Below are 13,135 nucleotides of genomic sequence, written 5' to 3'. Positions count from 1 at the left end.
CTATGCATGAAGTGAAAGAAGCGGCGATTTTACCCAAGCGCCAGGATGTGCCGTGCCAGCGTCTTTGACCAACCCGTTCAATTCTCTTGCATGTCGCCGCGGGCCGGTGCCGGCGCGCTGCTGCGCCGTGTCAGCCATAGCACGCCGGCCAGGATCAGCCCGCCGCCGAGCGCCTGCGTGCCGCCGATGTGCTCGCCCAGCAGCAACGCCGCCAGCAGCACCGTGACCACCGGCTCGAGCGTCGACAGCATCGAAGCCTGCGCCGCGCCAAGCCGCTGCAGCCCGGCGAAGAAGGTCAGGATCGCCAGCACCGTCGACAGCAGCGCAATCGCCGCCAGCGCCAGCCAGCCGCCGGCGCTCGCCGGGAACTGCGGCGGCACGCCCGCGCCAAGGCGCAGCAGCCCGACCGCACCGTAGACCAGCGCGGCCGCGCTGCAGATCACCGTGGTGGTGGCGATCGGGTTGACACCGGCGGTCACGCGCGCGCCGACGATGATGTAGACGGAATAGATCACCGCCGCCGCCAGCCCCAGCGCGATGCCCAGCGGCGAACCCTCGCCGCCGCCGACCGTCAGCCCGGCCCCCACCGAGCACAGCACCAGCGCGATCACGGCCGCCGTGGTCAGCCGCTCTTTCAGGAACACCGCGGCCAGGATCGTCACAAACAGCGGGTACAGGTACAGCAGCAGCGCCACCAAGCTGGCCTGCGCATGGTTCAGCGCACTGAAAAAGCAGAACGACTGGCCCACATAGCCAATGCCGCCCATCGCCGCCAGCGCCAGCACGCGCCGCCACGGCGGCAGGCCGATGCCGCGCGTGCGCATCACCCACGCCAGCGCCCCCGCCGCCAGCACGAAACGTACGAGCAGCAGGCCATAGACGTCGGCACCGGCCGCATAGGCAAAGCGCGCAAAGATCGCCATGGCGCCGAAGGCGCTGGCCGACACCGCAATCAGCAGCACCCCGGTGAGCTTGGCGCGGGCCTGTTCGTGGGCGGTGGCGGAGGCGATCATGAAGATGGCGGGAAGTCGGCGATCCCGCATTCTACTTGGCGCCGCCGGCGCGCCAGCGCTCGCCGCGCCCCTCGTTTACAATGGCGCCACCATGTTTAATCCCTCACGAGAAGAAGTCCGCCGTTTCTTCTGCGAAGCCTGGCAGAAGCAGATCGCGGGCAGCGTGCTGACGCCGCTGGAAGTCATTGCCGTCGACTGGATCGGCGAGCATCCCGAGTACCACGACCTGCTGCGCGACACCGAAGGCGCGCTGACGCAGGACTACACCCCCGAGCAAGGCCAGACCAACCCGTTCCTGCACCTGGCGATGCACCTGTCGATCTCGGAACAGGTTTCCGTCGACCAGCCACGCGGCATTCGCGAGGCTTATGAGGCGCTTGCACGCCGACTCGATTCGCCGCACGAAGCCCAGCACCAAGTGATGGAATGCCTGGGCGAGATGCTGTGGCAGGCACAGCGCAGCGGCCTGCCGCCGGACGGCGAACAATACGTCGACAGCGTGCGCCGGCGCGCGATGCGCTGAGCCCGCCACGCTAGCCGGTTGCTGGCAGCCTGCTAGCCGTCTGCAACGGTTGCGTACATTTCGTCACAACCCGCTTTCTATCGCGTGGTAGGCTTTGCGGGTTCCGAAATTTCCCGATGCCGCAGCGCGCCGTTCCAGCCGCGCCCGCGGTGCCCAGCATCATGTCCCGATTGACCCTGCCCCGCCGGCTGGCGCCTGCCAGCCGCGCCGTCGCCCCCCTTTGCCTGTCACTGGCGCTGGCTTTTCCTCTGGCCGCCCACGCCGGCGTGGCGCTGCTGCAGCCGCCACGCGTGATCGACGGCAACCAGCCCCTGACGCTGACGCTGGTGGTCAGCGCCGACGGCGCGACGCGCCGTTACCGGATCCCCGATACGCTGGAAGTGACCGCGTCGAGCGAAATGCAGGCGCCGGTACGCCTCGTACTGTGGCGGGAGGTCTCCGCGCCGCCCGTGGTCAACCTGCGCCGCGGCGAGCACCGCGCCATCCGCTACAGCGCGACCCTGCCGCCGCAGCTGCGCGGCCAGGTGCGGCTGGATGCGACCGGCATCGACGCCGCGCCGGTGGTGGTCACTCTGAACCGGCTGCCGCAGCCGGGCGAGGCCACCACCGCCGCCCCGCCCGCGGTAGCCGCTACGGCCGGGGCCGCTGGCGAAGCCGCGGAGACGGTCCCGGTTCCGATCACGCCGGTGACCAGCGCAAGCGCCACCGCCCCGGCGCCCGCGGACCTGCGCGACAGCGCGCGCCTGTCGTTCTACGACCCGATGTACTTCATCGTCGGCGCGCACGATGGCGCCAATGCGAAGTTCCAGTTCAGCTTCAAGTACCGGATCTTCGAGGGCGAGGATCCGGCATCGAAGAGCCTGTTCGACAACCTCTACCTCGGCTTCACCCAGTTCTCGCTATGGGACCTGTCTGAGCAGTCCAAGCCGTTCCGCGACACCAACTACCGGCCGAGCCTGTTTTACTACCTGTCGGATACCGGCGTGCGCAACCGGGCCATCAGCCGGCTGTCGCTGGCGGCCGGCGTGGAGCACGAGTCCAACGGCCGCAGCGGCGACGAGTCGCGCAGCATCAACACCGTGTTCGTCAAGCCGACGTTCTACATCGGCGACCAGAACGACTGGCACTGGCGCGTCGCGCCCAAGCTCTATGCCTACGTGGAAAAGGGCGACAACCCTGACATCGCCCACTACCGCGGCTATATGGACCTGGGCATCGCGTATGGGCGCCCGGATTCATGGGAGTTTTCCGCCACGCTGCGCAAGGGCACGCGCAAGTGGTACGGCAGCGTCGATGCGCAGGTCACCTATCCGCTGGCGCGGCTGCTGCCGGGTACCGCGGGTTACCTGATGGCGGGTTACTTCGTCGGCTATGGCGAAAGCCTGCTCGACTACAACCACAAGCTGCCCTGGCAGTTCCGCATCGGCTACGCGCTGTCGCGCTGAAGGCCTGATGCCGCCTGGCTGGCCGGTTCACCCCGCCAGCGGTTTGCCGCCCGCCTTCAGCCGGGCATTGGCGACCGCAGCGGCAAACTGGCCGTGGCCATGCCAGCCGGTGGCACGGCCCAGCTTCTTGCCGTTCTGGAAGAACATGAACACCGGGATGCCGTGCAGGCCGAAGCGCTTGCCCAGTGCGGGGTGCTCATAGACATTGGCATGGAGCCAGTGCAGGCCGAGTGCCCGGATCGGCTCGGGATTGGCGAGCATGGCTTTCTTTGCCATCTCGCAATTGAAGCAATCCACGCCCCAGAAGAACACGCACACACCAGCGCATCGCCGGCCTGCGCAATCGCGGCGTCGATGCCGGCGTCGTCGACCTGGCGCATGCCAAAGGCCTCGAAGGCGCGATGGTCGAGGTGGGCTGCCGCGGCCTGGTCCGCGGACGGCTCGCCGGCCGGCGATTCGCTTGACATGATTCGCTCCCGCAAAGGCAAGAAAGCAAAACGCCCGGGCCTGGACGGCACCGGGCGCAGCCTCAGCCGCTAAGCAGTCCGGCTTACTTCGGTGCCGCCACCGTCACCAGCGCCGGGCGCAACACGCGGTCGGCAATGGTATAGCCGCGCTGCAGCACGGTGACGACGGTGTTGGGTTCCTGGTCGGCCGGCACCATCGAAATGGCCTGGTGGCGGTGCGGGTCGAACTTCTCCCCGACCGGGTTCAGTTCCACGATCTTGCCGCGCTCGAACGCGGCTGCCAGCTGGCGCGCAGTCAGTTCGACGCCTTCGCGCAGCTTGGCAATATCGCCGGAACCGTCAGCCAGCGCGGCCTCCAGGCTGTCCATCACCGGCAGCAGGTTGTCGGCGAAGTTCTCGATGGCGAATTTGTGGGCCTTGGCAACGTCTTCCTGCGCCCGGCGGCGGATGTTTTCGCCCTCGGCGACCGCGCGCATGTACAGGTCGTAGTGTTCACGCGCCTTGGCTTCCAGGGCGGCCAGCTGGGCCGCCACATCCTCCACGGCGGCAGCCTCCGGCGCGGCGGTCTCCTGCGCGGCAGGGGCGCTGGCTTCGTCGTTGGGCGTCGGGTTGGATGGCGTCTGCTTCTGTTCTTCCATGTCGATCCGTATCAATGCATTGGCGCGGCCGTCCGTGGGTACGGCCGCGGTGGGTCAATCGGCGTGTTTAGCGGGCAATTGGTGGCGTCGCGCCGGATTTCAAGAGTGGCGCCGGCGAGACGCGGAAACAAGCGGTTACAAAGGCGTGAGTTATGCAATTGACGCCTTATTGCCTTGCTGCACTGCACTCACTAACATTCTCTTACGAAAAATGACAAAAATGCCGGGGGCCTGGAGATGGTTCATTTTTGTGCCTCTTCCGAAAGGTTGGCCATGCATAAGCTGCCAGTCGTGACGCTCTGCCTCGTGGCCGCCCTGGCGGTCATGACCGCCTTTATCTGCCTGTCCGACGCCTTCTCGCCGCGCGATACCGAGTATGGCAGTGGCAAGGCGGTGTTCAAGCACTACATCGTTCCTATCATCAGCCAGGAAGTCTCGCAGGAATAAGCGCCAGCGCAACTTTCCGGCACACACGCTCGCACCGCGGCGGCCCCGGCATTGTGCCGGCGCCGCCGCGTGTCGTTCCTGCCAGCCTCAGTGCCGGAAGTCATCGATGCGGCGGCGGTCGCGCTTGGTCGGGCGCCCCTGCAACTGCGCGGCGGGCTCCGGCTGCAGGCGGCGCCGCTCGGCCTCGGCCTGCCGGCGTGCCTGGCTGTCGGCACTCTCTTCATACAGCGTCTGCGCCACCGGTGCCGGTCCGCGCGCCGGGGCAATGCCCTTCACCTGGAGTTCCCAGCGCTGCTGGTGCGCTTCGAGCGCGACCTTGTCGCCGGGCCGCACTTCACGCGAGTTCTTGACCAGTTGGCCGTTGACGGTCACCTTGCCCCGCTCCACCGCCTCGGCCGCAAGCGAGCGCGTCTTGAAAAAGCGCGCGCACCATAGCCATTTGTCGATGCGCTGGCGCGCATCCGCTTCAAAATCCACGTTCATGCTGCGGCTCCCCGGGTCTGCGCACGCGAGCGACGCGCTTCCAGCTCATGCGGGTGCGGCGTGTTGAGCGGCCATCCCTGCAGGTGCTGCAGGGCAATCTCCGCCATCGCCGCCACCCACGGCGCCGCGTCGTTCATGCAAGGAATAAAGTGGAAATCCTTGCCGCCCGCGACCTTGAACTCGGTCTGCCCTTCCATCGCGATTTCCTCGAGCGTCTCGATGCAGTCCGCCGGGAAACCCGGGCAGAACACATCGACCCGGCCGGCGCCAACCTTGCCCAGCTCCGCCAGCGTCGGGGCCGTGTACGGCTGCAGCCACTCCGCCTTGCCAAAACGAGACTGGAACGTCACCTGATATTGCCCCGGCTGCAAGCCCAGCGCGTCGCCCAACAGCCGGCCGGTCTTCAGGCACTCGCAGTGATACGGGTCGCCCAGCTCGAGCGTGCGCCGCGGCACGCCGTGGAACGACAGGATCAGCTTGTCGCCGTGCGCAAAATCGGGCATGCCGTGCCGTGACCAGTAGGCCCCGACCTGCTGGTGCAGCGCCGAGATATAAGCGGGATGGTCATGGAAATGTTTGACCAGCCGCAGCTCGGGCTGGTTGCGCCATTGTCCCAGCACGCGGAACACTTCGTCGAAGGCGGTGGCGGTAGTGGTGCCGGAGTACTGCGGATACATCGGCAGCACCAGCACCTGCTCGCAGCCCTGGCGGCGCAGCGCTTCCATCACCGAGGCGATCGAGGGGTTGCCGTAGCGCATGGCGCACGCCACCGTCACCTCGTGGCCGTTCTGGTTCAGCAGCCGCTGCAGCGCATGGGCCTGGCGCTCGCTGTAGACCAGCAGCGGCGAGCCGGTCATATGCGCCTCGCGCAGCCAAATCGACTCGTACTTCAACGCCGACGCACGCGAACGCAGCGGCAGGATCACGCCATGCAGCAGCGGCAGCCAGGCGGCACGCGGGATCTCGACCACGCGCGGGTCGGACAGGAATTCCTTCAGGTAGCGCCCCACCGCCCTGGGCGTGGGCGCATCGGGGGTACCCAGGTTGACCAGCAGGATCGCCGTGCGCGGCGCCTGCCCGTGCTGGTAAACCGGTTCGGGTGAAAACGTCATGTCGCTTCCGGGTTGGCGCGCGGCCGGCAACGCGCCATGGCGGCGCGCCAGCGCAGGTGGCGCTCGGTAGGAATGGGGCAGCTTGTCAGACCGGCCAGCCGCGTCACTGGTTCTGGCTCAGCGCGCTGGACAGCAGCCGCGCGGTGATGTCTACGATCGGGATCACGCGCTCGTATGCCATGCGTGTCGGGCCGATCACGCCGAGGGTGCCGACGATCTGCCCGTCGACCTCGTACGGCGCGGTGATGACCGCCATGTCTTCCAGCGGCACCAGCTGGCTCTCGCCGCCGATGAAGATCTGCACGCCCTGGGCGTGGCTGGAGACATCGAGCAGCTGCAGCAGGCTGGTCTTGTGCTCGAACACGTCGAACAGCCGGCGCAGCTTGTCCATGCTGGAAGACAGGTCTTCCACTTCGAGCAGCTTGCGTTCGCCGCTGATATAGACGTGGTCGTCTTCCTCGTCGTCGGCCACGCTGCCGGCCTCGACCGCCGCCTGCATCAGCTGCGACATGTCGCGGCGCAGGTCCTGCAGCTCGACGCGCAGGTGGCTGCGCACGGCGTCGAAGCTCATGCCGGTGTAGTGCGAGTTGAAGTAGTTGGCGGCCTCGATCAGTTGGGCCGGGGTATACGACAGCTCGGTCTGGATGATCCGGTTCTGCACGTCGCCCTCGGGGCTGACGATGATCAGCAGGATGCGCTTGTCGGACAGGCGCATGAATTCGATCTGCCGGAACGCCTGCGCGCGCCGGGGCGTCATCACCACGCCGGCGAAGTGCGACAGGTTGGACAGCGTGCGCGCTGCCGCCGTGATCATGCGCTGCGGACCCAGCTGCTGGGCGCCGAGCTGGCCCTGGATCTGGCCGGTCAGCTCGGCCAGTTCGGTGTTGCGCTCCAGCGGCTTGGCCGTCAGCATGGAATCGACGAACAGCCGGTACCCGCGCGGCGTCGGGATGCGGCCGGCCGACGTGTGCGGGCTGGCGATAAAGCCCATTTCCTCCAGGTCGGACATCACATTGCGAATGGTCGCGGGTGACAGGTCCAGCCCCGAGAATTTCGAGAGGGTGCGGGACCCGACCGGCTGGCCTTCGGCGATGTAGCGCTCGATCAGGGTCTTGAGCAGCGTTTTGGAACGTTCATCCATGATGCCCCGATTTTACGCAAGTTTTAGACCTTCTGGCGCCCCGCCTGGGTTGCGGCGCCGGCGCCTGCTGGCAACGGCAGCGGCGGTATGGTCTAATCCCGGCATGTCCGCCCCCCCGAGAGCCAGCGCCTTGCGCACTTCGTTCAACACCGTCGCCCTGGTGGGCCGCTACTCGACTGCCGGCATCGAAGGACCGCTGGAGGAGATCGCCTCTTATATCCTGCGCAACGGCCAGGATGTGGTGTTCGAGCGCGAGACCGCGCTGGCCACCGGGCTGACCGCCTACCCTGCCCTGTCGGCCGAGGAAATCGGCCAGCACGCCGACGTGGCGGTGGTGCTGGGCGGCGACGGCACGCTGCTGGGCATTGCCCGCCAGCTGGCCGGGTACGACGTGCCACTGATCGGGGTCAACCACGGGCGGCTCGGCTTCATGACCGACATCGCGCTGGAAGACGTGCACACGGTGCTGCCCGACATGCTCGACGGCCGCTACGAGGCCGAGAACCGGCTGCTGCTCGAATCCCGCGTGGTGCGCGACGACAGCGTCATTTTTTCGGCGCTGGCGCTGAACGACGTGGTGGTGAACCGCTCAGGCATTTCCGGCATGGTCGAGCTGGCGGTGTCCGTTGACGGCAACTTTATGTACAACCAGCGTTCGGACGGCCTGATCGTGTCGACCGCGACCGGCTCGACCGCCTACGCGCTGTCCGCCGGCGGCCCGATCCTGCACCCGACGCTGTCGGGCGTGGTGCTGGTGCCGATCGCCCCGCACGCGCTGTCGAACCGCCCGATCGTGCTGCCGCACGATGCCGAGGTCACCATCGAAGTGGCCAGCGCGCGCGACGCCAGCGTCAATTTCGACATGCAGTCGCTGACCTCGCTGCTGCCCGGCGACCGCATCGTGGTGCGGCGCTCGGAGAAGAGCATCAACCTGCTGCACCCGGTGGGCTACAACTACTACGCCACGCTGCGCAAGAAGCTGCACTGGCACGAATACCCGTCCGAAGACAACCGCCTCTGAGCCGCCCCCAGAGCCCGAGCTAGCCACCCCGATCCTACGCCAGCCCGACTTTCCGGACCGATCTCACTTTCGCCACGATCCGCCACGATGCTGCGCAGCCTGTCCATCCGCGATTTCGTCATCGTCGACACGCTCGACCTCGATTTCACCCCTGGCTTCACCGTCTTTACCGGCGAGACCGGCGCCGGCAAGTCGATCCTGATCGACGCCCTGGCCCTGGTGCTGGGCGAGCGGGCCGACGCCGGCATCGTGCGCGAAGGCGCCGCACGCGCCAGCATCAGCGCCACCTTCACGACCCACCCGGCGCTCGACGCCTGGCTGGCCGAGCGCGAGCTCAATGCCGAAGACGATGACGGCGCCGGCGCGGTGCTGCTGCGGCGTACGGTCGATGCCGGCGGCCGCAGCAAGGCCTTTATCAACGGCGCCGCGGCCACGCTGGCGCAGCTGCGCGAAGTGGGCGACCAGCTGGTCGACATCCACGGGCAGCACGCGCACCAGCTGCTGCTGCGCCCGGACGCGCAGCGCCTGCTGTTCGACGCCCACGCCGGGCTGACCCAGCAGGCCGGCGCGGTGGCCGAGGCCTGGCGCGCGTGGCGCGCCTGCGTGCGCCAGCGCGAGGCGGTCGAGCACCAGTCGCGCGAGATGCAGCTCGAGCGCGAGCGGCTGGAGTGGCAGGTCGGCGAGCTCGACAAGCTCAACCCGCAGCCGGGCGAATGGGAAGAGATCCAGGCCGAGTACAACCGCCTGTCGCATGCCGCCGGCCTGATCGACGGCAGCCGCGCGGCGCTGGAGGCGCTGTCCGAAGCCGACGGCTCGGTGCTATCGGCGCTGAACACCATCGTGCACCGGCTGCAGCAGCTGGCCGACGTCGACCCGGCGCTGCGCGACGTGCTGGCCGCGCTCGAGCCGGCCCAGGTGCAGGCCGAGGAAGCCGCGCATTCGCTGACCCGCTACGTCGACCGGCTCGAGCTGGATCCCGAACGGCTGCAGGCCGTCGAGGAACGCATGCAGGCGCTGCACGCCACCGCGCGCAAGTACCGCCTGCCTCCCGAGCAGCTGCCCGATGAGCTGCTGGCGCGCCGCCAGCAGCTCGACGACCTGCAGGCCGCGCAGGACCTGAACAAGGTGATGGCGCGCGAAGCCGCCGCCAAGGCCGCCTACCTGACGCTGGCGCAGCACCTCAGCCATGCGCGCTCGCAAGCGGCGCAGGCGCTGTCGGCCGCGGTCACCGAGGCCATGCAGGGCCTGTCGATGGCGGGCGGCAGCTTTGTCGCCGCGCTGAACACGCTGGAAGACGGCCAGAGCTACGGCCTGGAGCAGGTCGAGTTCCTGGTGGCCGGCCATGCCGGCGTCAGCGCGCGGCCGCTGGCGCGGGTCGCGTCCGGCGGCGAACTGGCGCGCATCAGCCTGGCGATCTCGGTGATTACCAGCGAGGCTTCGCCCACGCCGACGCTGATCTTCGACGAAGTCGACACCGGCATCGGCGGCGCCGTCGCCGAAGTCGTCGGCCGGCGCCTGCAGGAACTGGGCCGCGCGCGCCAGGTGCTGTGCGTGACCCACCTGCCGCAGGTCGCCGCGCAGGCCGGCACGCACCTGCTGGTCAGCAAGGAAACCACCGATGGCGGTGATGGCTCGGTCACGCGCTCGGTTACGCGCTCACGCATCCGCGTGCTCGACCCGGCCGGGCGCGTGGTCGAGACCGCGCGCATGCTGGGCGGCGCAACCGTCACCGCGACCACGTTGCAGCATGCCGAAGAGATGCTGGCGCAAGGCGCCGAAGCCCAGGCCGGCGCCCCGGTGCGCGGCACGGCCAAGGAAAGCCGGCGCGGCCGCCGCGCCGCCGGCTGATGCCCCGGCATCGTCGCCCACATCGCCCACGTCGCCCCCACATCGCGCTTGCATCGGCGCACCCGAACCAACTTTCACAGGAGCCTCACCATGACCCGCCACGCGCCGCCGGCAGGCCGCCGCCACCGCCCCTTGCGCGCCGTCCTGGCCCTGGCCACAGCGGCCACGGCCGCACTGCTGGCATTGTCTGGCTGCAAGGCCCAGTCGGGGCCTTACGCCCCGCCGCCGGGAAGCATCACCGACGACCGCGCGGTGGGCGACATCATGGTCAAGTTCAAGCCGCCCGCGGTCGAAATGTCCGAGGATGCCGGGAAGTTGCTGGCCGAGATCAAGGGCCCGATCCGCTATGTGGTCAAGCGCCCCATGTCGGGCGGGGTCTGGCTGGTGACGGCGATCTCCAAATCGGCGGATGCCACCATCGACCAGGCGGTTGATACGCTGCGCGCCATCCCGCGTGTCGAGACCGCCGAGCCGGACCGGATGATCCAGCCAAACCGCACCATGCCGACCAGCCGGGATATGCCCAAGAGCTGAGTTGCCCGCGGAGTCCGTCCGGAAGCGGCGGGTTCTAAACCTTCGGTATCCCTTGCGCAACCGGCGCGGATCGTATTCCCTACATTCGATCCCCCTGCGCGCCCGATGACGTGCGGGGTGCCTCTGGAGGAATACATGCTGCATCCCGCGCAGTCCGTCTTCCGTCACTGCTTCGCGTTGCCCCACTGGCGGGCAGCCCTGATCACCATCGCTGCGCTTTGTGGCGCAGCACCGGTCGCCGCAGGCGCCGCGCCCTCCTCGACTTCAGCCGCGGCCCCGGCCTACACCGGCCAGATCATCGTGCGCTGGCGCGATGGCACCACCTCCACCGTGAGCAGCAAGGAGCCGGCCGCATCAGCGACGAGTCCGCTGCAGCAACTGCGCGAGCGCACCGGCATCGCCGCCACGCTGCGCCGCCCCATGGGCGGCAACATGGACCTGCTGCAGGTGCCGGACGAACTCGCCTCCGACCCGGAAGCCGCCGCCGCCCGCCTGCGCCAGGACCCGCGCGTGGCCGATGCCGTGCCGGACCGCTGGCTGCACCTGCACGATACCCTGCCCAACGACCCGCAATTCTCCGCCAACCAGCCTTACCTGATGGGCACCGGCACCGCCGTCGGCGGCGTCAACCTGCCGCGCGCCTGGGACCGCACGCGTGGCAGCGGCGGCATCGTGATCGCGGTGGTCGATACCGGCGTGCTGCGACACCCCGACCTGGCCTCCCGGCTTCTGCCGGGCTTTGACTTCATCAGCAGCGCCATCGTCTCCAATGACGGCGACGACGGGCGCGACAGCGACGCTACCGATCCCGGCGACAATGTCCCGGCCGGCTTCACCTGCCCCGGCAGTTCAACACCGACCACCGAGGCCACGTCCAACAGCTGGCACGGCACGCGCGTGGCCAGCGTGATGGGCGCGGTCACCAACAACGGCGAAGGCATTGCCGGCGTCGACTGGAGCGCCCCCATCCTGCCGGTGCGGGTGTCGGGACGCTGCGGCGCGCTGCTGTCCGATACGGTCGACGGCATGCGCTGGGCGGGCGGCCTGCCGGTGCCGAATGTGCCGGCCAATCCAACCCCGGCGCGGGTGGTCAATATCAGCCTTGGCGGCGGCACCTGCAGCAGCATCGAGCAGCAGGCGGTCAACGACCTGAACGCGCGCGGCGTGGTGGTGGTGGCGGCGGCGGGCAACAACCGCAGCGCGGTCGAAGCGCCGGCCGATTGCAGCGGTGTGATCGCCGTCACGGCCCACGCCAACGACGGCGAGAACGCCACCTATGCCAACATCGGCCCGCAGGTGGCGATCAGCGCGCCGGGCGGCGGCTGCGGCAATTCGCGCGTGCAGAACGGGGCATGCACCACCACGCTTTCGGTAATCCGCACGCTGGGCAACAACGGCACCACCTCGATCGGGGCCTACACGATATCGTCGTCGCAGGGCACCAGCTTCGCGGCACCGATGGTGTCTGGCGTGGTGGCGATGATGTTCGCGCTGAACGGGTCGCTGACGCCGGCGCAAGTGACCGCGGCGTTGAAGGCCTCGGCGCGGCCGCATCCATCCGGCACCTTCTGCACCACCAATCCAGGCGTGTGCGGCGCCGGGCTGCTGGATGCCGACAACGCGCTGGCCGCGGCGGTGTCGGCCCCGCCGGCGGCCGCCGCGCCGGCACCGTCCGGCGGTGGCGGTGGCGGCGCGGTGCCACGCTGGCTCGCGCTCGCGCTGGCCGGCACCGGCCTGCTCGGCTTCGCGCTGCGCCGGCGCGCATAAAGCTTGCCCTGCCAGCTTGCCCTGCCGCGGATGCGGCTCAGTCGCCGTCGGCGCTGCGCAGCGGCCGCCGCGCCAGCCACCACTCCTGCACGACCCAGCACAGCAGTCCGGCCACCGCGCCGGCTGCGTGCGCGGCGCGCACCACGCCGAACCCCCATGACGGGTCAAAGATCACCGGCGCCAGCCACGATTGCTCCAGCCACACCTTGGCCAGCACGCCCAGGCACAGCAGTACGCCGAGCACGCGCGACAACCCGGGCGCGCGCAACAGGCTGAGCCCGCCCCACAGCGCCAGCCCGTGCAAGGCGCCGGACAAGCCGCCATACCAGCCGACCGATGGCACGCGCAGCAGCGCGGCCTGCACGGCAAGGCCGCACGCCAGCAACACCAGCAGCATGGCGCGCGCCCGCGCCGCACGCCCGGCCAGCGCCAGCAGCCCCGCGGCCGCAAGTGCGTTGGCCAGCCAGTGCATCGCGCCCAGGTGCACCCACATGGCGGTGGCCAGCCGCCACCACTGGCCGTCGAGCCGTACTGCATCGCGCAGATAGAGGCCGTGGGCGTGCCACCACGGCAGGAAGGTGAAGCAGGCCGACAGCGCCCACACCAGCGCGCTCGCCGCCAGCAGCCCCGGCCACGAGGCACCGGCGGGACGGCCCGGGGCCGCCGCGGCGGGCGTGGCCTTCGTGGCCATGGTGG

The 13,135-nt window shown here is 69.0% G+C and carries 13 protein-coding genes and 1 pseudogene; 7 read left to right on the top strand and 7 right to left on the bottom strand.

Annotated features, from left to right (window positions below):
* Positions 1 to 77: 77 nt before the first annotated feature.
* Positions 78 to 1,013, bottom strand: coding sequence for a DMT family transporter (locus E0W60_RS15955; protein ID WP_431189903.1), 936 nt, complete (start codon positions 1,011 to 1,013; stop codon positions 78 to 80).
* Between the two features lie 91 nt (positions 1,014 to 1,104).
* Between E0W60_RS15955 and E0W60_RS15950 the strand changes: the two genes are divergently transcribed.
* Positions 1,105 to 1,536 (top strand): DUF1841 family protein, encoded by a 432-nt coding sequence (locus E0W60_RS15950; RefSeq protein ID WP_135704924.1) that lies wholly within the window; start codon positions 1,105 to 1,107, stop codon positions 1,534 to 1,536.
* 161 nt (positions 1,537 to 1,697) lie between these two features.
* Positions 1,698 to 2,981, top strand: coding sequence for a phospholipase A (locus E0W60_RS15945; RefSeq protein ID WP_135704923.1), 1,284 nt, complete (start codon positions 1,698 to 1,700; stop codon positions 2,979 to 2,981).
* 27 nt (positions 2,982 to 3,008) lie between these two features.
* Here the strand turns inward: E0W60_RS15945 and E0W60_RS15940 are convergent.
* Together E0W60_RS15940 and grpE are read right to left on the bottom strand one after the other, a co-directional pair.
* Positions 3,009 to 3,448 (bottom strand): annotated as a pseudogene (locus E0W60_RS15940) (thioredoxin family protein).
* An 83-nt stretch (positions 3,449 to 3,531) separates the two neighbouring features.
* Entirely contained in the window at positions 3,532 to 4,086 is a 555-nt protein-coding gene (grpE, locus tag E0W60_RS15935; RefSeq protein WP_135704922.1) for a nucleotide exchange factor GrpE, read from the bottom strand.
* Between the two features lie 273 nt (positions 4,087 to 4,359).
* Between grpE and E0W60_RS15930 the strand changes: the two genes are divergently transcribed.
* Positions 4,360 to 4,533 (top strand): hypothetical protein, encoded by a 174-nt coding sequence (locus tag E0W60_RS15930; protein WP_165971578.1) that lies wholly within the window; start codon positions 4,360 to 4,362, stop codon positions 4,531 to 4,533.
* Positions 4,534 to 4,620: 87 nt separating this feature from the next.
* On the opposite strand, the gene E0W60_RS15925 is transcribed toward E0W60_RS15930, so the two are convergent.
* The 3 genes from E0W60_RS15925 to hrcA form a co-directional block, all read right to left on the bottom strand.
* Positions 4,621 to 5,016 carry an RNA-binding S4 domain-containing protein gene (locus E0W60_RS15925; RefSeq protein ID WP_133097609.1) on the bottom strand — a complete coding sequence of 132 codons (396 nt, stop codon included), beginning with the start codon at positions 5,014 to 5,016 and terminating at the stop codon, positions 4,621 to 4,623.
* Positions 5,013 to 6,128: a ferrochelatase gene (hemH, locus tag E0W60_RS15920; RefSeq protein ID WP_133097610.1), complete on the bottom strand. Its 1,116-nt coding sequence runs from the start codon at positions 6,126 to 6,128 to the stop codon at positions 5,013 to 5,015. The genes E0W60_RS15925 and hemH overlap by 4 nt, the downstream gene beginning before the upstream one ends.
* A gap of 103 nt (positions 6,129 to 6,231) precedes the next feature.
* Positions 6,232 to 7,269: a heat-inducible transcriptional repressor HrcA gene (hrcA, locus tag E0W60_RS15915; RefSeq protein WP_133097611.1), complete on the bottom strand. Its 1,038-nt coding sequence runs from the start codon at positions 7,267 to 7,269 to the stop codon at positions 6,232 to 6,234.
* A 103-nt stretch (positions 7,270 to 7,372) separates the two neighbouring features.
* Between hrcA and E0W60_RS15910 the strand changes: the two genes are divergently transcribed.
* The 4 genes from E0W60_RS15910 to mprA all read left to right on the top strand — a co-directional run bounded on the left by E0W60_RS15910 (position 7,373) and on the right by mprA (position 12,439).
* Complete coding sequence (locus E0W60_RS15910) at positions 7,373 to 8,290, top strand: NAD kinase (protein ID WP_133097612.1); 918 nt, start codon at positions 7,373 to 7,375, stop codon at positions 8,288 to 8,290.
* 87 nt (positions 8,291 to 8,377) lie between these two features.
* Positions 8,378 to 10,138 (top strand): DNA repair protein RecN, encoded by a 1,761-nt coding sequence (gene recN, locus E0W60_RS15905; protein WP_135704921.1) that lies wholly within the window; start codon positions 8,378 to 8,380, stop codon positions 10,136 to 10,138.
* Between the two features lie 90 nt (positions 10,139 to 10,228).
* The gene (locus E0W60_RS15900) at positions 10,229 to 10,672 is read left to right on the top strand and encodes a hypothetical protein (protein WP_133097614.1); all 444 of its coding nucleotides are present in this window, start codon (positions 10,229 to 10,231) and stop codon (positions 10,670 to 10,672) included.
* 135 nt (positions 10,673 to 10,807) lie between these two features.
* On the top strand, positions 10,808 to 12,439 hold the full coding sequence (gene mprA, locus E0W60_RS15895) for an MprA protease, GlyGly-CTERM protein-sorting domain-containing form (RefSeq protein ID WP_135704920.1): 1,632 nt from the start codon (positions 10,808 to 10,810) through the stop codon (positions 12,437 to 12,439).
* Positions 12,440 to 12,476: 37 nt separating this feature from the next.
* Here the strand turns inward: mprA and rrtA are convergent, their stop codons facing one another.
* On the bottom strand, positions 12,477 to 13,130 hold the full coding sequence (gene rrtA / locus E0W60_RS15890) for a rhombosortase (RefSeq protein ID WP_133097687.1): 654 nt from the start codon (positions 13,128 to 13,130) through the stop codon (positions 12,477 to 12,479).
* Positions 13,131 to 13,135: the final 5 nt, after the last annotated feature.

It is taken from the genome of Cupriavidus oxalaticus (assembly GCF_004768545.1).
Taxonomy (GTDB): Bacteria; Pseudomonadota; Gammaproteobacteria; order Burkholderiales; family Burkholderiaceae; genus Cupriavidus; species Cupriavidus oxalaticus_A.
This window is presented reverse-complemented; position numbering and strand designations above follow the sequence as displayed.